This is a genomic window from Microbacterium enclense, from assembly GCA_038182865.1.
GTDB classification, from domain to species: domain Bacteria; phylum Actinomycetota; class Actinomycetes; order Actinomycetales; family Microbacteriaceae; genus Microbacterium; species Microbacterium enclense_B.
The window spans coordinates 3,930,504-3,954,620 of the sequence record CP116226.1 but is presented as its reverse complement, the minus strand read 5'-3'; the positions used below and the strand labels follow the sequence as shown (position 1 = coordinate 3,954,620).

At 69.4% G+C, this 24,117-nt stretch carries 23 protein-coding genes; 20 read left to right on the top strand and 3 right to left on the bottom strand.

Features of this window, described 5'->3' with window-relative positions; all coding sequences use genetic code 11:
* The first annotated feature begins 6 nt into the window (after positions 1-6).
* Positions 7-1,344: a 3-deoxy-7-phosphoheptulonate synthase class II gene (locus PIR02_18810; protein ID WZH36774.1), complete on the top strand. Its 1,338-nt coding sequence runs from the start codon at positions 7-9 to the stop codon at positions 1,342-1,344.
* A 154-nt stretch (positions 1,345-1,498) separates the two neighbouring features.
* Here PIR02_18810 and pknB read toward each other — a convergent pair whose 3' ends face one another.
* Together pknB and PIR02_18800 are read right to left on the bottom strand one after the other, a co-directional pair.
* On the bottom strand, positions 1,499-3,448 hold the full coding sequence (pknB, locus tag PIR02_18805; protein ID WZH36773.1) for a Stk1 family PASTA domain-containing Ser/Thr kinase: 1,950 nt from the start codon (positions 3,446-3,448) through the stop codon (positions 1,499-1,501).
* Positions 3,449-3,502: 54 nt separating this feature from the next.
* Complete coding sequence (locus PIR02_18800; protein ID WZH36772.1) at positions 3,503-4,486, bottom strand: LysM peptidoglycan-binding domain-containing protein; 984 nt, start codon at positions 4,484-4,486, stop codon at positions 3,503-3,505.
* 147 nt (positions 4,487-4,633) lie between these two features.
* Between PIR02_18800 and PIR02_18795 the strand changes: the two genes are divergently transcribed.
* Complete coding sequence (locus PIR02_18795; protein WZH36771.1) at positions 4,634-4,978, top strand: Rv2175c family DNA-binding protein; 345 nt, start codon at positions 4,634-4,636, stop codon at positions 4,976-4,978.
* A gap of 17 nt (positions 4,979-4,995) precedes the next feature.
* On the opposite strand, the gene PIR02_18790 is transcribed toward PIR02_18795, so the two are convergent.
* Complete coding sequence (locus PIR02_18790) at positions 4,996-6,087, bottom strand: polyprenyl synthetase family protein (GenBank protein ID WZH36770.1); 1,092 nt, start codon at positions 6,085-6,087, stop codon at positions 4,996-4,998.
* Between the two features lie 64 nt (positions 6,088-6,151).
* Here PIR02_18790 and PIR02_18785 point away from each other — a divergent pair, with 64 nt between their 5' ends.
* The 18 genes from PIR02_18785 (at position 6,152) to lspA (ending at position 24,117) form a co-directional block, all read left to right on the top strand.
* On the top strand, positions 6,152-6,532 hold the full coding sequence (locus tag PIR02_18785) for a DUF3040 domain-containing protein (GenBank protein WZH36769.1): 381 nt from the start codon (positions 6,152-6,154) through the stop codon (positions 6,530-6,532).
* Positions 6,533-6,862: 330 nt separating this feature from the next.
* Positions 6,863-7,294: a division/cell wall cluster transcriptional repressor MraZ gene (mraZ, locus tag PIR02_18780; GenBank protein WZH36768.1), complete on the top strand. Its 432-nt coding sequence runs from the start codon at positions 6,863-6,865 to the stop codon at positions 7,292-7,294.
* A gap of 96 nt (positions 7,295-7,390) precedes the next feature.
* On the top strand, positions 7,391-8,344 hold the full coding sequence (rsmH, locus tag PIR02_18775; protein WZH36767.1) for a 16S rRNA (cytosine(1402)-N(4))-methyltransferase RsmH: 954 nt from the start codon (positions 7,391-7,393) through the stop codon (positions 8,342-8,344).
* Positions 8,341-9,012, top strand: coding sequence for a hypothetical protein (locus PIR02_18770; protein ID WZH36766.1), 672 nt, complete (start codon positions 8,341-8,343; stop codon positions 9,010-9,012). The genes rsmH and PIR02_18770 overlap by 4 nt, the downstream gene beginning before the upstream one ends.
* A gap of 4 nt (positions 9,013-9,016) precedes the next feature.
* Complete coding sequence (locus tag PIR02_18765) at positions 9,017-10,813, top strand: penicillin-binding protein 2 (protein WZH36765.1); 1,797 nt, start codon at positions 9,017-9,019, stop codon at positions 10,811-10,813.
* A gap of 64 nt (positions 10,814-10,877) precedes the next feature.
* Positions 10,878-12,290, top strand: a complete 1,413-nt coding sequence (gene murF, locus PIR02_18760) for a UDP-N-acetylmuramoyl-tripeptide--D-alanyl-D-alanine ligase (protein WZH36764.1) — start codon at positions 10,878-10,880, stop codon at positions 12,288-12,290.
* Positions 12,287-13,393, top strand: coding sequence for a phospho-N-acetylmuramoyl-pentapeptide-transferase (gene mraY / locus PIR02_18755; protein WZH36763.1), 1,107 nt, complete (start codon positions 12,287-12,289; stop codon positions 13,391-13,393). Before murF ends, mraY begins: the two co-directional genes overlap by 4 nt.
* Positions 13,390-14,913 carry a UDP-N-acetylmuramoyl-L-alanine--D-glutamate ligase gene (gene murD, locus PIR02_18750; protein ID WZH36762.1) on the top strand — a complete coding sequence of 508 codons (1,524 nt, stop codon included), beginning with the start codon at positions 13,390-13,392 and terminating at the stop codon, positions 14,911-14,913. Before mraY ends, murD begins: the two co-directional genes overlap by 4 nt.
* A 5-nt stretch (positions 14,914-14,918) precedes the next feature.
* Positions 14,919-16,157 (top strand): putative lipid II flippase FtsW, encoded by a 1,239-nt coding sequence (gene ftsW / locus PIR02_18745; GenBank protein ID WZH36761.1) that lies wholly within the window; start codon positions 14,919-14,921, stop codon positions 16,155-16,157.
* 17 nt (positions 16,158-16,174) lie between these two features.
* On the top strand, positions 16,175-17,248 hold the full coding sequence (locus PIR02_18740; protein ID WZH36760.1) for a glycosyltransferase: 1,074 nt from the start codon (positions 16,175-16,177) through the stop codon (positions 17,246-17,248).
* A gap of 259 nt (positions 17,249-17,507) precedes the next feature.
* A complete protein-coding gene (gene murC, locus PIR02_18735) occupies positions 17,508-18,914 on the top strand; it encodes a UDP-N-acetylmuramate--L-alanine ligase (GenBank protein WZH36759.1) in 1,407 nt (468 codons plus the stop codon).
* 2 nt (positions 18,915-18,916) lie between these two features.
* A complete protein-coding gene (locus PIR02_18730) occupies positions 18,917-19,876 on the top strand; it encodes an FtsQ-type POTRA domain-containing protein (GenBank protein ID WZH36758.1) in 960 nt (319 codons plus the stop codon).
* Positions 19,877-20,027: 151 nt separating this feature from the next.
* The gene (ftsZ, locus tag PIR02_18725) at positions 20,028-21,215 is read left to right on the top strand and encodes a cell division protein FtsZ (protein WZH36757.1); all 1,188 of its coding nucleotides are present in this window, start codon (positions 20,028-20,030) and stop codon (positions 21,213-21,215) included.
* Between the two features lie 63 nt (positions 21,216-21,278).
* Positions 21,279-21,962: a YggS family pyridoxal phosphate-dependent enzyme gene (locus PIR02_18720; GenBank protein ID WZH36756.1), complete on the top strand. Its 684-nt coding sequence runs from the start codon at positions 21,279-21,281 to the stop codon at positions 21,960-21,962.
* Positions 21,963-21,993: 31 nt separating this feature from the next.
* Positions 21,994-22,467 carry a cell division protein SepF gene (locus PIR02_18715; GenBank protein WZH36755.1) on the top strand — a complete coding sequence of 158 codons (474 nt, stop codon included), beginning with the start codon at positions 21,994-21,996 and terminating at the stop codon, positions 22,465-22,467.
* 6 nt (positions 22,468-22,473) lie between these two features.
* Positions 22,474-22,776 (top strand): YggT family protein, encoded by a 303-nt coding sequence (locus tag PIR02_18710; GenBank protein WZH36754.1) that lies wholly within the window; start codon positions 22,474-22,476, stop codon positions 22,774-22,776.
* Positions 22,777-22,896: 120 nt separating this feature from the next.
* Entirely contained in the window at positions 22,897-23,520 is a 624-nt protein-coding gene (locus PIR02_18705) for a DivIVA domain-containing protein (GenBank protein WZH36753.1), read from the top strand.
* 9 nt (positions 23,521-23,529) lie between these two features.
* Complete coding sequence (lspA, locus tag PIR02_18700) at positions 23,530-24,117, top strand: signal peptidase II (GenBank protein WZH36752.1); 588 nt, start codon at positions 23,530-23,532, stop codon at positions 24,115-24,117.

Here is a 24,117-nt window from a genome sequence, read left to right as displayed (position 1 = left end):
TCAGGGGTGAATCAGCAGCTCCACGACCTCGACCACTGGCGATCCCTGCCCATCAAGCAGCAGCCGCAGTGGTATGACGAGGGCGCGGTGGCCGCGGCATCCGCAGAGTTGGCGACCCTTCCGCCGCTGGTCTTCGCCGGCGAGGTCGACATCCTGCGCGATCGTCTCGCTCGTGCCGCCGCCGGTCAGGCCTTCCTCCTGCAGGGCGGTGACTGCGCCGAGACGTTCGCCGGCGCGACCGCCGAGCAGATCCGCAACCGCATCAAGACGGTCCTGCAGATGGCCGTCGTGCTGACGTATGGCGCCTCGATGCCCGTGGTGAAGATGGGCCGCATGGCGGGCCAGTTCGCCAAGCCCCGCTCGAGCGACGTCGAGACCCGCGGGGGAGTGACGCTTCCCGCCTACCGGGGCGACATCGTCAACGGCTACGACTTCACCGAGGAGTCGCGCAAGGCCGACCCCGCCCGTCTGCTCAAGGGCTACCACACCGCCGCGTCGACGCTGAACCTCATCCGTGCCTTCACGCAGGGCGGGTTCGCCGACCTGCGCGAGGTGCACAGCTGGAACAAGGGTTTCGCCAGCACTCCCGCGAACCAGGCGTACGAGGCCATGGCGACGGAGATCGACCGCGCGATCAAGTTCATGGAGGCCGCGGGTGCGGACTTCGACGAGCTCACGCGCGTGGAGTTCTACACGGGCCACGAGGGCCTGCTCATGGACTACGAGCGACCGATGACGCGGATCGACTCGCGCACCGGACTCCCGTACAACACGTCGTCGCACTTCCAGTGGATCGGCGAGCGCACGCGCGAGCTCGACGGCGCGCACGTCGACTACTTCTCGAAGATCCGCAACCCGATCGGCGTGAAGCTCGGCCCCACCACGACGGCCGAGACCGCGCTCGCCCTCATCGACAAGCTCGACCCCGAGCGCGAGCCCGGCCGCCTGACGTTCATCACGCGCATGGGGGCGGGCAAGATCCGTGACGCCCTTCCGCCCCTGCTCGAGGCCGTCCGCGATTCCGGGGCGACGCCGCTGTGGGTCACCGACCCCATGCATGGCAACGGCATCACGACGCCCACCGGGTACAAGACCCGTCGTTTCGACGACGTGGTCGACGAGGTGCGCGGATTCTTCGAGGCGCACCGCGCGGTCGGGACGCACCCCGGTGGCATCCACGTCGAACTCACGGGTGACGACGTCACCGAGTGCCTCGGCGGGGCCGAGCAGATCGACGAGGCGACCCTCGCGACGCGCTACGAGAGCCTGTGCGACCCGCGCCTGAACCACCGCCAGAGCCTCGAGCTCGCGTTCCTCGTGGCCGAGGAGCTCGAGAAGCGCTGAGTCGCGCTCACCGCGAGCGACGCCCCCGATCCGTCGTGATCGGGGGCGTCGTCGTTGGCCGTGGGTGTGGGCCAGGGCGCGGTCATCGCACGCGATCCCGGCGCGAGAGGCCGCGCCACGCCGGTGAGGCGGCCGGTGAGGCGCTCCGCCCGCGCTACAGCGTCGGCGTCAACGTGACCGTGCTGCCCTGTGGGGCGGTCGTTCCGGCCTTCGGGTTGCTGGCGCGCACCTTGTAGATGTCCCAGTACTTGAACCCGAGGGGAAGGGTGCCGTCGTCGATCCCGGCATTGACCTCGAAACCGAGGTTCTCGAGAGTCGACACCGCGTCGCGGATCGACATGCCCACGATGTTCTCCGGGATCATCACGGGCTTCGGCCCGATCGACACACGCAGGGTCACCGTGTCGCCCGGCCGCCAGTTGCCGCCCCCGTCGCGGTCGCCGATGGCGATCACGGTGCCCGAGGCGACGGAGTTGCTGTATTCCTCGCTCGTCGTGGTCGACAGGTTCACGGCCTGGAGCTCGCGTTCCGCCTGAGCCGTCGTCATGCCGGCGACGTCCGGAACAGGCCCCAGGGATGCCATGAGTGATGCGGCGTCGCCCTCGTACACGGTGCAGCCGCCGGTGCAGTCGATCGCGTCGCCTCCGGAGCGCGGGGTGATCGACGCCGAGAGAACCGTGTTGGCCTCGGCGTCCGTGAATTCCTGGCCGACGTCTCCCACGCCGACATAGGCGGCCTCGAGGATGCCGCGCACCTCGTCGACGCTCTTGCCCGTCAACTCCGGGATCTGGTGGGTCGCCGGGCCCGCGGACACGAAGACGGTCACCACCGTCTCTTTGTCGAGGCGCGAGGTGGCCGGGGGGTCGGACCCGACCGTGGTTCCGGCCGGGATCTCGCGGTCGTTGACGTCCTGAGCCTGCGCCCGCAACTGGTTCTGGGCCAGCAGGTTCTCGGCATCCGCGAAGCTCCGCTGCGAGACGTCGGGGACCTCGACGAGCGAGCCGGGTCCGGAACCGAACCACCACCCGGTCGCGGCCGAACCGCCCGCGAGGAGGAGGACGAGCAGCAGCAGCCACACACCGCGGGCCGTTCGACGGCGCGTGCGGGCTCGCAGCCGCGCGGCGTTGTCCGTGTCCTCCGTGGGGGCGTCGGGCACGGTCGCCGTCTGCGGCAGCACCTTCGTCAGCTCGCGGGACTCCGCGGGGCTCGAGGGACCGACGGTTCCCACCGACACCGCGCGCGCGACCTGTGGGGCCAGGCCCAGCTCTTTCTCGATCTCGCGCAGACGCTGCAGCATGACACCGGCGTCGACGGGGCGGTCGTCGGGTTCGCGTTCGGTCGACCACAGCACGAGCTCGTCGAGCTGCTCGGGAACGGACGGGTTCTTCGCGCTCGGCCGTGGGACCGAGTCGGTCGCATGCTGGTAGGCGATCTGCATAGGCTGCTCGCCCTTGTAGGGCTGCTCACCCGCGAGCATCTCGTACAGCATGATGCCGAGCGAGTAGATGTCGCTGCGGGCGTCGGCGGTGCCGCGCGTCACGAGCTCGGGCGCCAGGTAGGCGATCGTGCCCATGAGCTGGGCGCCGCTGGCGGTGTTGGCTGTCGTGGCGCGGGCCAGACCGAAGTCGCCGATCTTGATGCGCCCGTCTTCGGCGAGGAGCACGTTCTCCGGCTTGACGTCGCGGTGGACGATCCCGGCGCGATGGGCGGCCGCGAGTCCCGAGAGGATGGCATCCATGATCGTCAGGGTCTGATCGACGGTGAGGCGCTTGTGCTCGCGCAGGAGCTCGCGCAGCGTGATTCCCGGCAGGTACTCCATGACGAGGTAGGCCATCTCGCCGTCCTGGCCCTGGTCGAACACGTTCACCACGTGCGGGTCGCTCAGCCGTGCGGCAGAGCGCGCCTCCTGGATGAACCGGCTCTGGAACACGGTGTCGTCGCTCAGGTGGCCGTGCATGACCTTCAGCGCGACCCGGCGCTCGAGGCGCAGGTCGGTCGCGACGTACACGGTCGCCATGCCGCCGCGCGCGATACGCGCGCGCACCCGGTACCGGCCGTCGACGAGACGGCCGATCAGCGGGTCGGCCTGCTGACTCGTGCTCACAGTCCGAGTCTACGGAGCGCCCCCTGGGAGCCCCGGGAGCGGCTCACCCTCACCTCAACCGAGAACGGCGAGCCACTCGGTGGCCGGCTGCTCCCACTGCGCGTAGCGGTCGGGGTAGGCGGAGATCTGCACGGCCTGGGCCGCGTCGGCGTAGGAGAGGTTCTCCCAGCCCGCGATGTCGAGGAGACCGCGCGTGTCCGACCCGTTGGGGTCGGCCGGGCCGCCGTAGAACACGCGGGTGGAGCGCTCGCGGTCGAGAACCTGTTCGGCGGTGCCCCAGCCGGTGCTCGGGCGCTGCTGGAACAGCCCGAGGGAGTCGCGGTCGCCCCAGTCGAGGTTGCGCAACCACGATTCCTGCATGGCGGTGCCCAGGGCGACGAGGATGCCGCGATCGGAGACGCCGAGCTCACGACCGATGCGGATGATGAGCCGGGCGTTCTCGGACTGTTCCGCATCGAGTCCCGGAGCGAGCACCGGATCGACGGATGCCGGACCGGGCGCAGCCGCGGAGGGGATCTGCAGCGATTCGCCGGGGTAGATGATCGAGTCGCGTGTCAGGCCGTTGGCGGTCAGGACCGCGTCGGTCGACACCCCGTGGGCGGCCGCGATCGCGGAGATGGTGTCGCCGGCCTGCACCTCGTACGTCGACGAGGCGACGTCAGCGGGAGGAGCAGACGGCGTCGGAGCCGCGACCCCGAGGGTCAGCACCTGGCCGGGGCGGATGATGCTGGCGCCGTCGAGGCCGTTCGCCGCCTGCAGTGCGGCGGTGTCGAGACCGTAGCGCTGGGCGATCGCCCAGACGGTGTCGCCGGACTCGACGGTATGGGTCGCGGGAGCGCTCGATGCCGGTCGGATGACGGGCGCGGACCCCGCGGTCGCGGGTGCCGGGGGGAGCGCTGTGAGGGGTGGTATGGGCGGGGCGGCGTGAGCGGCGCTCTCGCCCGTGAGTGCCAGGGCGATCGTTCCGACGATCGCGGCGGGCCACACGGCGCCCGGTCGCGGCGCGGCGGGCAGGGGGAACGAGGGGAGTCGTCGCATGGTGGGGGATTCCGTTCTTCCGACTGCCGACACCGTCGCATGCGATGGGAGAGATGTCAACGCGTGGGGCTCATGTGACGGATGTGACGGCCTCGGCGCCCGCTCCGCCTCATCCGCAGGAATCGGAGGCGATGAGATAGTGGAGGGGTGAGTGAGACTCCCCGTTATGAAACCGCGTGGCTGACCATCCCCGATCTGGTTGAGATCCTGGGAGAGTCCCACGGGCGCGTGCGCCGTCTTCTCGACGAGCAGTATCTGGTCGGTTCGCGGCGTGACGGCGTCCTGCGCATTCCTGCGGTGTTCATCGTCGACGGGCGACCGCTGGCGTCGCTGCGCGGCACGATCATCGTGCTGCACGACGCGGGGTTCGACGACGACGAGACGATCGACTGGCTCTTCACCCCCGAGGAGTCGATCGGCGTCGCGCCGATCGAAGCTCTCCTCGCGGGACGCAAGAGCGAAGTCCGCCGCGTGGCGGCGACGCTCGCCTGAGGCGTCCTGCGCGGTGTTCAGGACGAGCGCTGCGTAGCCGCTCGAGCGAGATCGCGGAGTTCTCCGACCGCGGCGTTGCCGAGGTGGACCCCCGCCAGGGCGCGATCGGCGCGTCGGGAGTAGTCGGCGATGAGATCCTCGGTGCGCGACAGCGCCCCGGTGTCGACGATCGTGTTCTGCAGGGCGCCGATTTGCGCGGCATCCAGAGTCGAGTCGCCCAGCAGTTCGTCTACCGTGCGGCGGGCCGGTGCGGGGAGCGCTTCCCGGGTGAAAGCCACGAGAACCGTTCGCTTGCCTTCGCGCAGGTCGTCCCCGACGGGCTTCCCCGTGACCGCGGTGTCGCCGAACACCCCCAGCACGTCGTCGCGCAACTGGAAGGCCATTCCGACGTCGTGGCCGAATCGGGCGAGGGCGTCGAGCTGCTCGTCGTCGGCACCGGCGAGGGCGGCCCCGATCTCGAGCGGCTTCTGGATGCTGTAGCGCGCTGACTTGTACGAGGCGACACGCAGCGCACGCTCGGCGTGCGCGTCGTCGGCGTAGACGGCGTAGGCGGATTCTTCGGCCACGTCGAGGAACTGACCGATCGTGACGTCACGCCGCATCTGCGCATACAACCGTCGCGTGGCCGCAGCCGTGGCCTGATCCGTCAGCGCGTCCTCGAGGAGGTCGTCGCTCCAGGCGACGAGCAGATCGCCGAGCAGTACCGCTCCCGAGCGGCCGAACATGCCCGCGTCGCCGACCCAGCCGGCCTCGATGTGCGCCGCCTCGAGTGCGCGATGGGCCGCGGGCTGACCTCGACGGGTGTCGGAGTTGTCGATGATGTCGTCGTGAACCAGAGCCGCGGCTTGGAAGACCTCGAGGGCGGCGGCGACCGTGATCGCCGCGGCCGTGGGCGCGACGTCGCGTGCCCCGTTCGCCTCCGCCACCGCACGCCAGCCGGTGAGGCAGAACCGCGCACGAAGACGCTTTCCGCCCCGCAGGGATGCCACGCCGGCACGACTCATCGTCTCCGCCTCCGGGCCCAAGGAGGAGGCGTAGGATAGCTGGTCAGAGAGGAACTTGTCGAGTCGCTGGGAAACAGCTTCGATCGGTTCCGGGGAGGTCACCACGGGCCTAGCCTAGTGATCCACGCCCCGCGTAGAATCGTCCGTACTTAGCAACAGAGGGGGATGCATGCCACTCTCCGAACAGGAGCAGCGTCTGCTAGACGAGATGGAACGCCATCTCATGAGCCACGACGCCGACGTCGTCACTGCTCCCGGGCGCGCCCTCAGCTATCGCAACATCGTCTACGGCTCCATCCTCGTGCTGGCCGGTCTCGGTGCCCTGGTGGCGGGAGTGTCGATCGGCTTCAACACCGGGTTCCTCGGCATCGCGATCGGTGTCGTCGGGTTCCTGCTGATGGTCGGCGGCGTCGTCCTCGCGGTCACTCCGATGAAGGGGTCGCACCGGGCAGCTCCCGCGGCGAGTTCCCCCCGAGCGCCTCGTGCGTCCGGTGCCTCGTTCATGGACCGCATGAACGACCGCTGGGATCGTCGCAACGAGGAACGCTAGAACCGCACACATCCTGCAAAGCACCGGCTCTTCGGAGCCGGTGCTTTTTCGTGTGCCCGGGAGGAGATCCGCGCGACCGCGCGGGGGAGAACCACCCGGGCGAGACGTCCTCCCTTTCCCTCCACCGGACTCGTCGAATCGTGATCCCGGCCCGGTGAACCGCGCTGTTCCGCGCCGTCTCGCGGTCTTCCCCACGCCGCCGCAGCGCGAGCGGACTGTACACGAGGGGAGAGTTCGCCCAGAAGAGGGGCGCAATCGATAGCTAAGTGGAGGGTAGTGGAGTAAAGTGGGGAAAACTTCGCAGGCCGGACGAAGGGGGTGGACACCCGAATGCTGCTCGGTACGCACACCCCCAAGCTCGACGACAAGGGTCGGGTCATCCTGCCGGCGAAGTTCCGTGACGATCTCGGCGCCGGGGTGGTGATCACCCGGGGGCAGGACCGCTGCCTCTACGTGTTCAGCACCGAGGAGTTCGAGCGCGTGCACGAGCGGATCCGCGAGGCGCCGCTCAGCAACAAGCAGGCTCGCGACTTCCTGCGCATGTTCCTCTCGGGGGCCAGCGCTGAGAAGCCCGACAGCCAGAACCGCATCACCGTTCCCCCGGCGCTGCGCACCTATGCCGGACTCGGGCGAGAGCTCGTCGTCACCGGTGTGGGCGCCCACGCCGAGATCTGGGATGCGGAGGCGTGGAACTCCTACGCCGAGAGCAACGAAGAGACGTACGCCGAGATGGAGCAGGAGGTGATCCCGGGACTGTTCTGATCCTCGGCTGTGACTCCCAGCCGCATGCCCTGACGCACTTCCCCGGCGCCAGGTCGATGCGGATGGGGATCAGAGCCGAGGAGCGGCTCCGACATCATGGACATCCGCGACATCCACACCCCCGTGCTGCTCGAGCGCTGCGCCGAGCTGCTCGCTCCGGCCCTCGAACGACCGGATGCCGTCTTCGTCGACGGGACGCTCGGCATGGGCGGGCACTCCGAGGCGTTCCTCGAGCGCTTCCCGACCGCGCGCCTATTCGGTCTCGACCGTGACACCGACGCCCTGCGGATCGCGGGGGAGCGCCTCGCGCGTTTCGGGGATCGCGTGACCCTCGTGCACACCGTCTATGACGGGATCGCCGAGGCCGTGGCATCCGCGGGTGTGGGGAAGGTCGACGGCATCCTGTTCGACCTCGGAGTGTCCTCGTTGCAGCTCGACGAGGCCTCTCGCGGCTTCGCATACGCCCAGGACGCCCCCCTCGACATGCGGATGGACCAGACAACGGGTGTCACCGCCGCCGAGGTGCTCGCCACCTACGGCGAGGGCGACCTGCGGCGCATCTTCGAGCGCTACGGCGAGGAGAAGCTCGCCGGCCGCTATGCGCGCGCCATCATCGCCGCTCGCGCGGAAGCTCCGCTGGAACGGTCGGGTCAGCTCGTCGACGTGCTGCAGGCCGCGACGCCGGCCGCCGTCTTGCGCGAGCGTCATCCGGCGAAGCGCGTGTTCCAGGCGCTGCGTATCGAAGTCAACGCCGAGCTCTCGGTGCTCGAGCGCACGATCCCGGCGGCGCTGAAGGTGCTGGGCGTCGGCGGACGCATCGTCGTGCTGTCGTACCAGTCGCTGGAGGACCGTCTCGTCAAGCGCGTGTTCGCCGAGGCCACGGCATCCACCGCTCCCCGGGGGCTCCCGGTGGAGCTGCCCGAACACGCGCCGAAGTTCCGGCTGCTCGTCCGCGGCGCCGAGCTCGCCAGCGACGCGGAACGCGCCGCCAACCCCCGCGCGACGCCCGTGCGGCTGCGCGCGGCCGAGCGAACCCAGGAGGACGCATGAGTGCACCCCAGGCCATCGATCTCCGGGCTGTCCCGACCGATTTCGAACCCGACTTCCCCGCACCGATCCGCGAGCCCCGCCGCCTGCAGGCCGTTCCGACACCCGCGCGTCGCCGGGTGCCGCGCCGCGCGTTCGGCGTGATCGCGGTAGCCGGGGCGGTGCTCATCGCGCTCGTGCAGATGGGGCTGTCGATCCTCACCACGCAGAGCTCGTTCGAGATCTCCTCGCTGACCCAGCAGCAACGTGACCTGACGTATCAGAAGCAGATCCTGTACGACGAGGTGGCCGGGCTCAGCTCCCCGCAGTACCTCGCCGCGAACGCTGCCGCCCTCGGCATGGTGATCGACGAATCGCCCACCTACCTCCGCCTGAGCGACGGAGCCGTCATCGGTTCGGGGCAGCCCGCCGAAGGCGTGTCGTCGGTCGACGCCCTCGGCCGCGGGTCGGTTCGCAACGCTTTGATCTCCGGCGTGCCGCTGGCGACCAAGCCGCAGACGCCCGCCGAGCCCGCGGCCACGCCGCCCGCCTCGGCGACAGACGCGACGGCAGGCACGACTCCCGACGCGACGACTCCCGACGCGACGACTCCCGACGCGACGACTCCGCCGGCCGGATCCGCGACACCCCCGCCGATCAGCGACGGTCTGCCGACGCCCGCGACACGATAAGCCCATGACGACCTCCCTCTCTCGCTCGCCCCGGCGTCGAACGGTGCTCGCGCTGGGCATCGTTCTCATCGTCCTCATCGCGTTCGTGGTCCGGCTCGTCGACATCCAGGTCGTCAACGCGCGGGAGCACGTGGACGACTCGCTCGCCATGGGCCTGCAGGACTCCCGCACGATCTATGGCTCACGCGGGTCGATCGTCGATGAGAACGGCGTGACGCTGGCATCCAGCGTCCACCGGTACGACGTCGACATCGATCCGAGTCTCGCCGTCCAGGGCCTGACCGAGCGCACCGAAGACGGCGGCGTGAAGGTCACGCAGACGTGGACGGAGATCGCTGCACAGATCGCGGCCATCACGGGCCAGAACGCGTCCGACGTCGAGAAGATCGTCACAGACGCCCACGAGGCGAACCCGAAGTCCCAGTGGGCCTCGGTCACCAAGAACGTCTCGACGGAGCAGTACCGTGCGCTCGCGGACCTGGGCCTGCCGTTCCTCAGCTTCCCGCCGCAGGCCGGCCGGGTGTACCCCGACGGCGCCGTCGCCGGCAACCTGATCGGTTTCGTCGGCAGCGACGGTGAGCCGCTCGCCGGCCTGGAGTCCGCCGACAACGCCTGCCTCGCGTCGACCAACGGCAAGGTCGTCTACCAGCAGGGACGCGACGGAACCGTGCTCCCGGGCACCGAGGTCGAGACCGAGCCCGCCGTCGACGGCGGGACCCTCAAGCTCACGATCGACCGCGACCTCCAGTGGTACATGAGCCAGCTGATCGCCGAGCAGGTACAGAACACCGGATCGCTGCGCGGCACCATCACGGTCGTGGAGGCGAAGACCGGAAAGGTCCGCGCTCTGGCGGAGTACCCGACGGTCGACCCCAACGACCCGGCGTCCAGCCCGGTCGCCGATCGGGGGAGCGCGGCGTTCGGGGATCCGAACGAGCCCGGATCGACGATGAAGGCGATCACCGCGGCCATCGGGTTGGATTCGGGTTCGTTCACCTCGGACACGACGGTCACCGCCTCGGGCAGTGAGACCCTCGGCGGTGAGGCCCGCGTGTCTGACTCGTTCTCGCACGGCGCGAACAATTACACGCTCACGGGTGTGCTGATCGACTCCTCGAACGTCGGCATCTCGAAGTTCGGAGAGATGATCCCGCTCGACACCCGCGTCTCCTACCTGGAGAAGTTCGGGCTCACCCAGCAGACGGCGGTCAACTTCCCGGGGGAGTCGTCGGGCATCATGCGCGACCCTTCGCAGTGGGACAAGCAGACCTTCTACAACACCACCTTCGGTCAGGGCATCTCGGTCACGGTGCCCCAGCTCGCCGGGGCGTACCAGACCATCGCGAACGGCGGAGTGCGGATGCCGCTGTCCATCGTCGAGGGCTGCACCGCGGCTGACGGCACCGTCACCGACGTTCCCGACACGCAGGGCACGCGCGTGGTTTCCGAGGATGCCGCACGCAAGGTGTCGCTCATGCTGGAGAACGTTGCCACACAGGGGACGCTCGCGAAGCAGGTCGAGATCCCGGGCTACCGGGTGGCGATCAAGACGGGTACCGGTGAGAAGACCGACCCCGACACCGGCGCCTACAAGGGCGACGCCTACTTCACCACCATGATCGGTTTCGCCCCGGCCGACGACCCGCAGTACGTCGTCGAGGTCAATCTCGACGAGCCGCGGACGGTAAAATCGTCGGCGGCCACCGCCCCCGCGTTCCAGAAGGCTCTCACGCAGGTTCTCAAGACCTATCGCGTGATCCCGTCGGGAACCACGACCCCCGAACTGCCCAAGTTCGGCTGAGACACCGCCGACGCCGGTCTCGTCTCGGTAACGAATGCGACACGGAAAGGGCGTCCGCACAGCAATGATCTCCACGAGCCTCTCCCATCTCGCCGGCGTCGTCGGCGGGCGCCTCGTCGTCCGCGGGAACGACACCTCCGACACCCTCGTCGACGGTCTGGTCGACACCGACTCGCGCCTCATCGAGCCCGGCGGAATCTTCGTCGCCAAGCCCGGCGAGACGACGGACGGACACCTCTTCGTCGGCACCGCCGTGGAGCGGGGGGCGGCCCTCGCGATCGTCGAGCGCGAACTCGACGACGACGTCAGTCAGATCGTCGTGCCCGACGTCGTGGCGGCCCTCAGCGACCTCGCCCGCGACGTCGTCGCGCGCGTGCGCGCCCGGGGAGAGCTCAAGGTCGTGGGCATCACCGGCTCCAACGGCAAGACGACCACCAAGAACCTGCTCGCGCGCATCCTCGCCGATGAGGGGGAGACGGTGGCACCCCGCGCGTCGTTCAACAACGAGGTCGGTGCTCCGCTGACCATGCTGCGCGTCACCGAAGACACCCGTTTCCTCGTGAGCGAGTTCGGCGCGAGCGCGCCCGGAGCCATCGCCCACCTGGCCGGGCTGGTGACCCCCGACATCGGCGTGGTCCTCATGGTCGGGATGGCGCACGCTGGAGGTTTCGGCGGCATCGAATCCACCTTCCACGCCAAGAGCGAGCTCGTGCGCGCCACGCGTGAGGGCGGTCTCGCCGTGCTGAACGCCGACGATCCCCGCGTGGCGGCGATGGAGCCGATCGCGCGCGAGCGCGGGCAGGACGTGCGGTGGTTCGGTCGGAGCGATCGCGCGCAGGTGCGTGCGGTCGACGTCGAGGTCTCGGCATCCGGGACCCGCGCCGATCTCCTGGTCGACGGCGAGCCCTTCACCCTCACCCTGCGGGTGCTCGGCGAGCACCACGTGATGAACGCCCTCGCCGCCCTGACCGCCGCCGTCGCCCTCGGCGTCGCGCCGGCCGAGGCCGTCGCGCGGCTGGAGACGGTCGAGATCGCCGAGAGGTGGCGCATGCAGCCGCTGGGTTCGGATCGGGTGCGGATCATCAACGACGCCTACAACGCCAGCCCCGACTCCATGGCCGCGGCTCTGCGCACCCTCGCCCAGATCACGGGACCGGGGGAGCGCACGGTCGCCGTCCTCGGCGCGATGAGCGAGCTCGGCGAGTACGCCGACGAAGAGCATGACCGCGTCGGTCTTCTCGCCGTCCGGCTGCGTATCCAGCGCATCGTCGTGATCGGCCCCGAGGCGCGACGCATGTACCTCGAAGCGATCGCGCAGGGTTCGTGGGACGGCGAGGCGGTCTTCTTCGCCGACGCCGACGCCGCGTACGACTACCTCTCCACCGAACTGCGCGACGGAGACCGCGTCCTCGTGAAGTCTTCGAACTCGGCGGGACTGCGGTTCCTCGGCGACCGTCTGGGAGAGTTGTTCGCGTGAGATCACTACTGACGTCGGCGGGGATCTCGCTCGCCTTCACCCTGTTCCTCACACCGGTGTTCCTTCGATGGTTCCGGCGGTGGGGCTGGGGTCAGGTCATCCGCACGCCCGAGAACGTGCACAACCCTTCGCACGGAGCCAAGCGCGGCACGCCCACCATGGGCGGCACGATCTTCATCTTCGGCACGATCATCGGCTACTTCATCGGCTCGTACGCCGGCAACAACCCGCCGACGATCTCGGGTCTCCTCGTGCTCTGGCTCATGCTCGGCTTCGGTGTCGTCGGGTTCATCGACGACTACATGAAGGTGAGGCTGCAGAACAGTCTCGGTCTGTCGGGATGGCGAAAGATCGCGGGTCAGATCATCGTGACGGTGCCCTTCGCCATCGTCGCGCTGAACTTCCCGAACGCGTTCGGACAGACGCCGGCGTCGGGGTACATCTCGATCTTCCGCGACATCCAGGTCCTTTCCCTCTTCGCTCTCGGTCCGATCCTCGGCTGGCTGCTCTACCTCGCCTGGATCTCGCTGATCGGGACCGCGGCATCCAATTCGGTCAACGTCGCCGACGGGCTCGACGGTCTCGCCGCGGGCTCGGGGATCTTCGTCATCGGCGTCTACAGCCTCATGGCCTTCTGGCAGAACAAGCAGATGTGTGCCGACGTCCTCGACCCGACGGTGCAGGCGGGATGCTACGCGGTGCGCGATCCGTTCGACCTCGCCATCGTCTCCGCCTCCTTCGTCGGGGCGCTCGTCGGCTTCCTCTGGTGGAACGCCCCGAAGGCGAAGGTCTTCATGGGCGACTGCGGCTCGATGGCCATCGGCGGTGTCGTGGCGGCCATGGCGATCCTCACCCGCACCGAGCTGCTGCTCATCCTGATCGCGGGTGTCTACGTGATCGCGTCGGGCTCCGTCATCCTGCAGCGCGCCTACTTCAAGATCACGCGCGGTAAGCGCCTGTTCCTCATGAGTCCCCTCCACCATCACCTCGAGATGCGGGGGTGGCCCGAGGTCACCATCGTCGTGCGCATGTGGATCATCGCGGGCCTGCTCGCGGTCTCCGGCGTCGGCTTCTTCTACGTCGAATGGCTCTCCCGCGTATGACCCCCGAACGAATGGCATCCCTCACCAGCTGGTACGCCGACTGGAAGGGCCTGCGCGTCGCGGTGCTGGGCCTGTCGATCACCGGGTTCTCGGCCGCCGACACCCTCGCCGAACTGGGAGCCGACGTCCTCGTCGTGACGGAGAAGGCCGATGAGGAGTACGCGCGTCTGCTGCCCGTCATCGGGGCACGGCTGCACGTCGGACCGTTGACGGAGCCTCCGGCCGAACTGGTCGAGTTCGCCCCGGAGGTCGTGCTGGCGTCGCCGGGCTTCCCGCCATCCCACCCGGTCATCCGCTGGGCGGTGGAGGAACAGATCCCGCTGTGGGGAGACGTCGAGCTCGCCTGGCGTGTGCGCGACAAAGTCGTGCGCCCCGACGGTTCGCCGGCGGACTGGATCCTCATCACGGGGACCAATGGCAAGACGACGACGACCCGCCTGACCGCGGAGATGCTCGTGGCGGGTGGCCTGCGCGCGGTCCCGGTCGGCAACATCGGCACCCCGGTGCTCGACGCCGTCCGCGATCCGAGCGGCTTCGATGCCCTCGTGGTCGAACTCTCGAGCCACCAGCTCTGGTACCTCAACCGACAGGCGGGCCCGCACGCGCTGTCGCCGCACGCGTCCGTGTGCCTGAACCTCGCCGACGACCACCTCGAGTGGCACGGCAGCGCCGATGCCTACCGCGACGCGAAAGCGGGCGTGTACGCGCGCACCCGTGTCGCGTGCGTCTACAACAAGGCCGACCTCGCCACGCGGCGGATGGTGGAGGATGCCGAGGTCGAGGAGGGTGCGCGCGCCATCGGCTTCGACCTGGGAGTACCCGGACCGAGCGATCTCGGTGTGGTCGACGGAATCCTGGTCGACCGCGCCTTCCTCGAGGAGCGCGCCACCTCGGCGCTCGAACTGACCACCGTCGCCGACCTGGCCGAAAGGGGCCTCGCCGCCCCGCACGTCGTGGCCAACATCCTCGCCGCGAGTGCGCTGGCTCGGTCGCTCCGCGTCTCGCCGGCTGACATCCACGATGCCCTGGAACGCTTCCGGCTGGATCCGCACCGCATCCAGGTGGTCGCCGCGCACGCGGGCGTCACCTGGGTCGACGACTCCAAGGCGACCAATCCGCACGCAGCGGCGTCATCGCTCGCGGCCTACCCCGGGGCGGTCTGGGTCGTCGGCGGTCTGCTCAAGGGCGTCGATCTCAGCGACCTCGTGCGCTCGCGCGGCATCCGCGCCCGGGCCGCGATCGTGATCGGCACCGACCGGGCCGCCGTCGTGGCGGCGTTCGAGCGACACGCGCCCGAGGTGCCGGTGTTCGAGGTCGACCACACCGAGACTGAAGACGTCATGACACGCGTCGTCGAACTGGCGGCGGATGTGGCCCAGGACGGGGACACCGTGCTCCTCGCCCCCGCGGCGGCATCCTTCGATCAGTTCGCGTCGTACTCCGATCGCGGCGACCGGTTCGCCGACGCGGTGAGGACATGGCTCGCGAACGACGGCGACGGAACGAACCGACAGATCTGAGGGGGATGCGAGTGACCACGACGGCCCCGCCGCCCCGGCAGAGTCCCGACGAGCCGTCGACGCCCGGCCTCGCCGCGCGCGTGTCGCTCGGGCGGGCGTTCCGACCGGTGTCGACCGAGTTCCTCCTGATCACCTCCGCGGCGCTCCTGCTGACCGGCTTCGGCCTCGTGATGGTGCTGTCGGCGACGTCCGCCCTCGACGGCGGGCAGAACCCCTTCGAGCACGTGCTCAAGCAGGGGGTGTTCGCCGTGGTCGGCATCCCGCTCATGTTCGTCCTCAGCCGGGCGCCGATGGCGTTCTGGAAGAAGATCGCGTGGCCGGTCCTGATCTTCGCCACGATGTTCCAGCTGCTCGTGTACGTCCCGGGCCTCGGCATCGCGTCGTACGGCAACCGCAACTGGGTGCAGATCGCCGGATTCCAGTTCCAGCCCGCCGAGTTCCTCAAGCTCGCCCTGGCACTGTGGATGGGCGCGGTCCTGTATCGCAAGCGTCGCCTGCTGACATCGTGGAAGCACGTGTTCATCCCCGTCGTCCCGGTATCGGTGCTCGTCATCGGCACGGTGCTCGGCGGGAAGGACCTCGGCACGGTGATGATCCTCGTGCTCGTGGTGCTCGGCGCCCTGTTCTTCGCGGGCATCAAGCTGCGCATGTTCATCGTGCCCGCGGTGCTGGCGACGGCGGTCGTGCTGGCCTCGGCCGTCCGCAGCGAGAACCGCATGGCGCGCATCGCGAGCTTGTTCAACCCCGATGACGCCTCGTGCTACTACACCTCCTGCTACCAGTCCCTCCACGGCGTGTGGGGACTCGCGAGCGGTGGGCTGTTGGGCTTGGGCCTCGGGAACTCGAAAGAGAAGTACGACTGGCTGCCGGCGGCGGCCAACGACTACATCTTCGCGATCATCGGGGAGGAGCTCGGGCTCATCGGATGCCTCGTGGTCCTGCTGCTCTTCGCGCTCTTCGCGGTCGGTGCGTTCCACATCATCCGGCGCACCGACGACACGTTCGTGCGGATCGTCTCGGGAGCCATCACCCTGTGGATCGTCGGTCAGGCTCTCGTGAACATCGGCGTGGTGCTGCGTATCTTCCCGGTGCTGGGCGTGCCGTTGCCGTTCATGTCGCAGGGCGGTACCTCGCTGCTGTCGGTGCTCATCGCGTGCGGTGTGCTGCTGTCGTGCGCGCGGACGCTGCCTGACCGCCGCCTCGTCGAGCCGGTCGCTCCGGCACGCGCGGCGCGACGCCGCTGACGTCTAGGCTCGAACGAGTGACGACCACGCTTCTGGCCGGCGGCGGGACCGCCGGGCACGTCAATCCTCTGCTCGCCGTCGCCGACGGGCTCCGGTCGCGCGACGCCACCGACGAGGTCCTCGTCCTCGGCACGCGCGAGGGACTCGAGGCCCGCCTCGTCCCCCTGCGCGGGTACGAACTCCTCTTCGTCGACAAGGTTCCGTTCCCGCGTCGTCCCAACGGCGCGGCGGCGCGGTTCCCCAGTCGCTTCCTCCGCGCCGTCGCCCAGGTGCGCCGGATCATCCGGGAGCGCGGGGTCGACGTCGTCGTCGGGTTCGGCGGCTACGCCGCTGCGCCCGCGTACGTGGCGGCCCGTCGCGAGCGCGTGCCGTTCGTCGTGCACGAGGCCAACGCGAAGCCCGGGCTGGCGAACGTGCTCGGCGCGCGAGCGGCGGCCGGGGTGGGCGTTGCTTTCGAGGGCACGCCCCTGCGTGATTCGCGCGTGGTGGGCATGCCGTTACGTCGCGAGATCGTCGAGCTCGACGCGCCCGCGCTGCGCGACGAGGCGGCTCGTCATTTCGCCCTGGATGCCGCGCGCCCGGTGCTCCTCGTCTTCGGGGGCTCCCTCGGTGCGCAGCGATTGAACACGGCGTTCGGCGGTGCCTGGCGCGACGTTCTCGACGCGGGCTGGCAGCTGTTGCACGTGACGGGGCAGAACTCCGACCTCCCCGACCCCGATGTCGACGGCTACGCCGTGGTGCGGTACGTCGACCGGATGGATCTCGCCTTCGCCCTGGCCGACTTCATCGTGTCGCGCTCGGGGGCGGCGACGGTCAGCGAGATCAGCGCCCTGGGTCTTCCCGCCGTGTACGTTCCGTACGCGGTCGGCAACGGCGAGCAGCGTCTCAACGCGGCGGCGTCGGTGCGCGCGGGGGCGGCGCGTCTCATCGACGACGCGGAGTTCACGCCCGAGCGCGTCCGCTCCGAGATCGTGCCGCTGCTGACCGACGAAGGAGCGCGGGATGCCATGCGCTCCGCGGCCGCACGTACCGGCATCCGGGCGGGTACCGAGAACGTCATCGCGATGATCGACGAGGCCCTCTCCCGCTGAGGCCGTTCGGCCCACGCGGGTCCGAACCTCCCGTGAGGGGGCATCGCGCGGAAGGCCCCGGGTTCGTGCCGTGCCGTCACGCGGAGTCGATCGGCGACAGGCTGCTCCGCCGCCGCCCCTCGCGGCGTGTCGGGCAGGACTTCCGCAGGACGGTGCCGGGCGCGACGGGCCGCGGACCTCCGGAGAGGTCGGACACCGGATGCCGCGCGGGCGCGCCGGGGCCTTCCCGCAGGATCGGCGACGTAAACTCGCAGACGCCATGATCAGACCCGACCTGAGCCTCCCGATCCCCGAGACCATCACCTCCGCGCACTTCATCGGCGTGGGTGGCTCGGGCATGTCCGGACTCGCCCGCATGTTCCTCGACCGCGGCATCCGGGTCTCCGGCTCCGATCGAGCCGACGGCGCGGCGCTGCGCGACCTCGCCGCCCGCGGGGCCACCGTCCACGTCGGACACGACGCCGCCCACCTCGGCGACGCGGACACGGTCGTGCACACGGGCGCCATCTGGCCGGAGAACCCCGAGTTCGTCATGGCGAAGGCGCGGGGTCTCCACGTCATCCACCGGTCGCAGGCGCTGCACTGGCTGATCGGCGGCCGACGCCTCGTCTCCGTCGCCGGCGCCCACGGCAAGACCACGTCGACGGGCATGATCGTCACCGCGCTGCGCGCGCTCGAGGTCGATCCCACGTTCGTCAACGGCGGAGTCATCGCCGACCTCGCCGCCTCCAGCGGCACGGGTTCCGACGACCTCGTCGTGATCGAGGCCGACGAGTCCGACGGCACGTTCGAGCTGTACGACACCTCCGTGGCCCTCATCACCAACGTCGACCCCGACCACCTCGACCACTACGGTTCGCGCGACGCCTTCGACGCGGCCTTCGCCCGATTCGCGGATGCCGCACGTGAGGCCGTGGTCATCTCATCCGACGACGCCGGTGCCCGCGCGGTGCGGGAGCGCATCACCCACGCCAACGTCGTGACCTTCGGCGAGGATGCCGCCGCCGACGTCCGGCTCAGCGGCATCCAGACCGACGGTCCCGTCGCGTTCACGCTCACCGCGGACGATGAGAGCGTCGATGTGCAGCTGCGCGTGCCCGGTGCCCACAACGCGGTCAACGCCGCGGGCGCCGTCGCCGTCCTGCGAGTCCTCGGCCACTCGCTCGCCGAGGCCGCGCGCGCTGTCGAGGGGTTCGGCGGAACCGTGCGTCGCTTCGAATTGCACGGCGTCCAGCAGGGCGTGAGCGTCTACGACGACTACGCGCACCACCCGACCGAGGTGGCGGCCGCCCTGTCGGCCGCGCGCACGGTCGTGGGCGAGGGGCGGATCATCGCGATCCAGCAGCCGCACACCTATTCGCGCACGCAGGAGATGTTCCGCGAGTTCGCCGAGGTGCTCGAGAGCCACGCCGACCACACGGTCATGCTCGACGTCTACGGCGCGCGCGAAGACCCGGTGCCGGGAGTCACGGGAGAGCTCGTCAGCGGCGCCTTCGCCGACCCGGCACACGTGCACTACGTGCCCGACTGGCAGGCTGCGGCGGACTACACCGCGCGCATCGCCCGCCCGGGCGACTACGTCATCACGCTGGGCTGCGGGAACGTGTACCAGATCATCCCGCAGGTGCTCGAGGCGCTGTCGCGCACCGAGGCTGCGACGGTCTGAGCATGGAACGGCCGTCACCTCTGCCGTCGCCGCCGGAGCCGCGTAAGCCCCGAGCGGCACCGAGCGCGGCCACGCCCTCCGTCACGCGCCCTCCGGTTCCGGACGAGGCGACCGCCCCGGTCCTGCCGCTCATCCCCGCGGAGACGCGGACGGACGAAGATCGGGATGCCACGCCCCCCGCAGCGACGGACGACACCGGTACCGGTCTCCGTGACGTGTGGCGCGCCTCTCGTGCGCGACGGCGCGCGCTGCGCGCCGAGGTGCGGCGTTTCACCGTTCGCCAGCGTCGACGCCGCCGGATCTGGATCGGTGCGGGCATCGCTGTCGTCGTGACGGTCCTCGCGACCGTCGGTGCGGCGTACAGCCCCCTGTTCGCTCTCGAGCGTGTGGAGGTCGTGGGGACCTCACAGCTCGACGCCGCCGCGGTGACGGGGGCTCTGGATGACCAGATCGGTACTCCTCTCGCGCTCATCGACGACAGCGAGATCAAGGCTGCGCTGGTGCGGTTCCCGCTCGTGGAGTCGTACACGCTGGAGGCGCGCCCCCCGCACGATCTCGTGGTGCGCATCGTGGAGCGCACCCCGATCGGCGTCGTGCAGACCCCGGCCGGGTTCACCGTCGTCGACGCGGCGGGTGTCGTGCTCTCCACGACGCCCGAGGCGCCCGCGGGGCAGCCCGTCCTCGACATTCCCGGCGGGACGTCGTCCGAACCGTTCCGCGCGGCCGGGCGCGTGATGCGGGCGCTGCCGGACGGCATCCGGTCGCAGGTCAGCGCCGTCTCGGCGACGACGCCCGACGATGTCACTCTGACCCTCGGTGCCACCGGGACGCGGGTGATGTGGGGGAGCGCGGACCGGTCGCCCGAGAAGGCGCGCGTGCTCGACCTGCTCATGCAGAAGAGCCCGCCCGAGGGCACCCGGGAGTATGACGTGACATCGCCCGAGGCCGGCGTCATCCGCTGATCTCGAGAGCGATCCTCGGACACGCCGCGTGTCGGGCCGACGCCGAGCAGAACCCCGCCTACTTTCGACTCAAGGAATTGCATACCGGGCAATTCTTTAACCCTCAACATGAGGTTTAGAGTTTCGGGTTCGGGGACAAACGGAGGCCGGCATGAGCCACAACCAGAACTACCTCGCCGTGATCAAGGTCGTCGGTGTGGGCGGGGGCGGCGTCAACGCCGTCAACCGCATGATCGAGCTCGGCCTGCGCGGCGTGGAGTTCATCGCGATCAACACCGACGCGCAGGCGCTGCTCATGAGCGACGCCGACGTCAAGCTCGACGTGGGCCGCGAGCTCACGCGTGGCCTGGGCGCCGGTGCCGATCCCGAGGTGGGCCGCCGTGCCGCCGAGGATCACGCCGAAGAGATCGAGGAGGCGCTGCGCGGCGCCGACATGGTCTTCGTCACCGCGGGCGAGGGCGGTGGAACGGGTACCGGTGGCGCGCCGGTCGTCGCGAAGATCGCGAAGTCGATCGGCGCCCTGACCATCGGTGTCGTCACCAAGCCCTTCTCGTTCGAGGGGCGTCGTCGTCAGAGCCAGGCCGAGGCGGGTGTCGGACGCCTGAAGGAAGAGGTCGACACCCTCATCGTCGTCCCCAACGACCGTCTGCTCGAGATCAGCGACCGTGGCATCTCGATGATCGAGGCTTTCGCCACGGCCGACCAGGTGCTGCTCGCCGGTGTCCAGGGCATCACCGACCTCATCACCACCCCCGGCCTCATCAACCTCGACTTCGCGGACGTGAAGTCGGTCATGCAGGGAGCGGGATCGGCCCTCATGGGCATCGGCTCGGCGCGGGGGGCGGATCGTGCCATCAAGGCCGCCGAGCTCGCCGTCGAATCGCCCCTGCTCGAAGCCTCGATCGAGGGTGCCCACGGTGTCCTGCTGTCGATCCAGGGTGGATCGAACCTCGGCATCTTCGAGATCAACGACGCCGCGCAGCTGGTCAAAGAAGCTGCGCACCCCGAGGCGAACATCATCTTCGGAACGGTCATCGACGACACCCTTGGCGACGAGGTGCGCGTGACCGTGATCGCGGCCGGCTTCGACGGGGGCGAACCCTCCCTGCGCATCGATGCCGTCGGCGCCCAGCGGCCGGTGTCGGCGCCGGTCGTCCCGGTCATCCCCGCCGACGACGTGGCCCGCGACCTGCACGCGGCCGAGGAGCAGAAGGCCTCGACCGAGCGGGCACCCGAGCGCAAGCCCGAGCCTGCTCCGGTCGCCGCACACGTCCCCGAGAACTCTTACGACGGCGGCTTCGCCGACGACGACCTCGACGTGCCCGACTTCCTCAAGTAACACGTATGCCTCACGCAGCGGGTCCGGCCATCGCCGGGCCCGCTGCGTCGTGAAGGAGCACCCATGGACACCTCCCTCGCCGACAGGCTCGCCGAGGTCGATGCACGCATCGCGGATGCCGCCCGCGCGGCCGGCCGTGACGTCTCCAGCATCACGCGCATCGTCGTGACGAAGTTCCATCCCGCATCGCTCGTGAGAGAGCTGCACGCGCTCGGCGTGCGCGACGTGGGGGAGAACCGTCAGCAGGAACTCACGGCCAAGCGCGAGGAGCTGACCGGTCTCGACGGGCTGCGCTGGCACTTCATCGGCCAGGCGCAGACCAACAAGGCGCGCGCCGTTCGTTCGGCAGCCGACGCGGTCCATTCGGTCGATCGCCCGCGCATCGCGGATGCTCTGGATGCCGCGGGCGACGACACCGCACTCGACGTGCTTCTGCAGGTGAACCTGACGGACGACGCGGGTCGCGGTGGCGTGGCCCCGGCTGACGTCGAGGCCCTCGCCGCCCACGTCGCGGCGCTGCGTACGCTGCGTGTTCGAGGTGTGATGGCGGTCGCGCCACTCGATGAGGACCCGGCACGCGCGTTCGAGCGACTGCGACGCAGCGCGGATGATGTGCGCACGGTCGTCCCCGATGCGACCTGGATCTCGGCGGGAATGACCGGTGATTTCCCCGAGGCGATCGCAATGGGCGCGACACACCTGCGGATCGGGTCCGCAATCACGGGTCCGAGGCCCGAGCGCGGATAGCCTCGACACAGACGAGCGAACGGAGGATGCGATGTCGAACCCGCTCAAGAAGACGATGGTGTACCTGGGACTCGCCGATGAGGAGGAGACCTATGACGAGCCCGCGCCGCAGCCGGCCGCGCGCAAGCAGCCGCAGCAGCAGACTGCTCCGGTCGAGAAGGCCGCCCCGGTGACCCCGCTGCACCGACCCACCGTGGTGCGTCAGCCTGCCGCGGGTCCGGTCAGCGAGATCCTCACGGTGCACCCCAAGCAGTACCGTGACGCGCAGACGATCGCCGAGAACTTCCGCGAGGGAATCCCGGTCATCATCAATCTTTCGCAGATGAGCGACGCCGACGCGCGTCGACTGATCGACTTCGCGAGCGGCCTGTCGCTCGGTCTCTACGGACGCATCGAACGGGTCACGAGCAAGGTCTTCCTGCTCTCGCCCGAGAACATCGCCGTCTCCGGAGACGGGGCGATCGCGCAGGCCGACCCCGAGGTCGCGCCCTTCGCGCCCCAGTAAGCGATCGTGGCCGTCCTGAGCCTGGTCGGCTCCATCCTCAGCGCGCTCCTGTTCATCTACATCGTGCTGTTGCTCGCGCGCCTCGTGCTCGAGTACATCCCGATGTTCAACCGAGAATGGCGTCCTCGTGGCGCCACGCTCGTGATCGCCGAGATCGTGTACACCGTGACCGATCCGCCGATCAAACTGATCCGTCGCTTCATCCCGCCCCTGCGCATCGGGGGTATCGCGTTCGATTTCGGGTTCGCGATCACGATGTTCCTGTGCTTCTTGCTGTTGAGTGTCACGCGGTCCCTCGCGACTCTGTGACCTCTCTTGCCGCCGCCCTTCGACACCGACGAAGGGCGGCGGCTATGCTGTTCCGAAGCGGTACGCCCCGGTGCGACACCCCAACAGTTCCAACTCAGAGCTCTCGAAAGAGGAAACACCATGGCACTGACCCCCGATGACGTCGTCACCAAGCAGTTCCAGCACGTGCGCTTCAAGGAGGGTTTCGACCCCGATGAGGTCGATGACTTCCTCGACGAGATCGTCGTCGAGTGGCGCAAGACGATCGCCGAGAACGAAGAGCTGAAGGCGAAGCTCGCGGCCTACGAGTCCGGCGAGGCCGCCCCGGTTGCCGCTGCGGCTCCCGTGGCGGAGGCTCCGAAGGAAGAGGAGCCCGTCGTCGCCGAGGTGCCCGCGGCCGCTCCCGAGGCGCCGTCGGCCGAGCCCGACACGGCTCCCGCCGCGCAGAGCGCCGGCATCATCGAGCTGGCTCAGCGCCTGCACGACGAGCACGTCGCCGAGGGCAAGGCCCAGCGGGATCAGCTCATCGGCGAGGCGCAGGCCCAGGCGGCGTCGATCGTCGCCGAAGCCGAGCAGAAGGGCCGCGAAGAGCGCGCCCGTCTCGAGAAGGAGCGCGTGACGCTCGAGGGCCGCATCACCGAGCTGCGCAACTTCGAGCGCGACTACCGCTCGCAGCTGCGCTCCTACATCGAGGGTCAGCTCCGCGACCTCGACACCACCGCATCGTCGTCGGGCTCGACGCCCGTGTCGGCGATCGGCCTGTAGGCCGACTCTTTGCGCAGTCGACCTCCTCTGCGTACGGCGGCGGCCAGTACCCTCATCGCGATCCTCGCGGTGGTGGTCCTGGCCGCCGACCAGTTGGCGAAGATCATCGCCATCGACAACCTTCCTCCCGAGCGGGTCGTCCCCGTCATCGGTGAGGCGTTGCAGCTCTACCTCGTCCGGAACCCCGGCGCCGCCTTCTCGCTCGGCGAAGGTGTGACCTGGATCTTCACGATCGCCCTCGCGGTCGTCGCCGGCGTCATCGTCTTCCTGGCTGCCACCCGCGTGCGGTCGCGTCTCTGGGCGGTGGTGCTCGGTCTGCTGCTCGGCGGCGTCCTCGGCAATCTGACCGATCGCCTCCTCCGTGAGCCGGGTTTCCCTGTCGGCCACGTCGTCGACTTCATCTCCACCCCGTGGATGATGCCGGCGATCTACAACGTCGCCGACGTGTTCATCGTGTCGATGATGATCTCGGTCGCCCTCCTGGTGCTTTTCGGACTTCGTCTGGACGGAACACGAGATACCCGTGCCTCGCGCGCGGCCGAGGCCGCGACGCCCGACGACAGCGTCGACGCCTCCAGCGACCCCGGTACCCGCTGA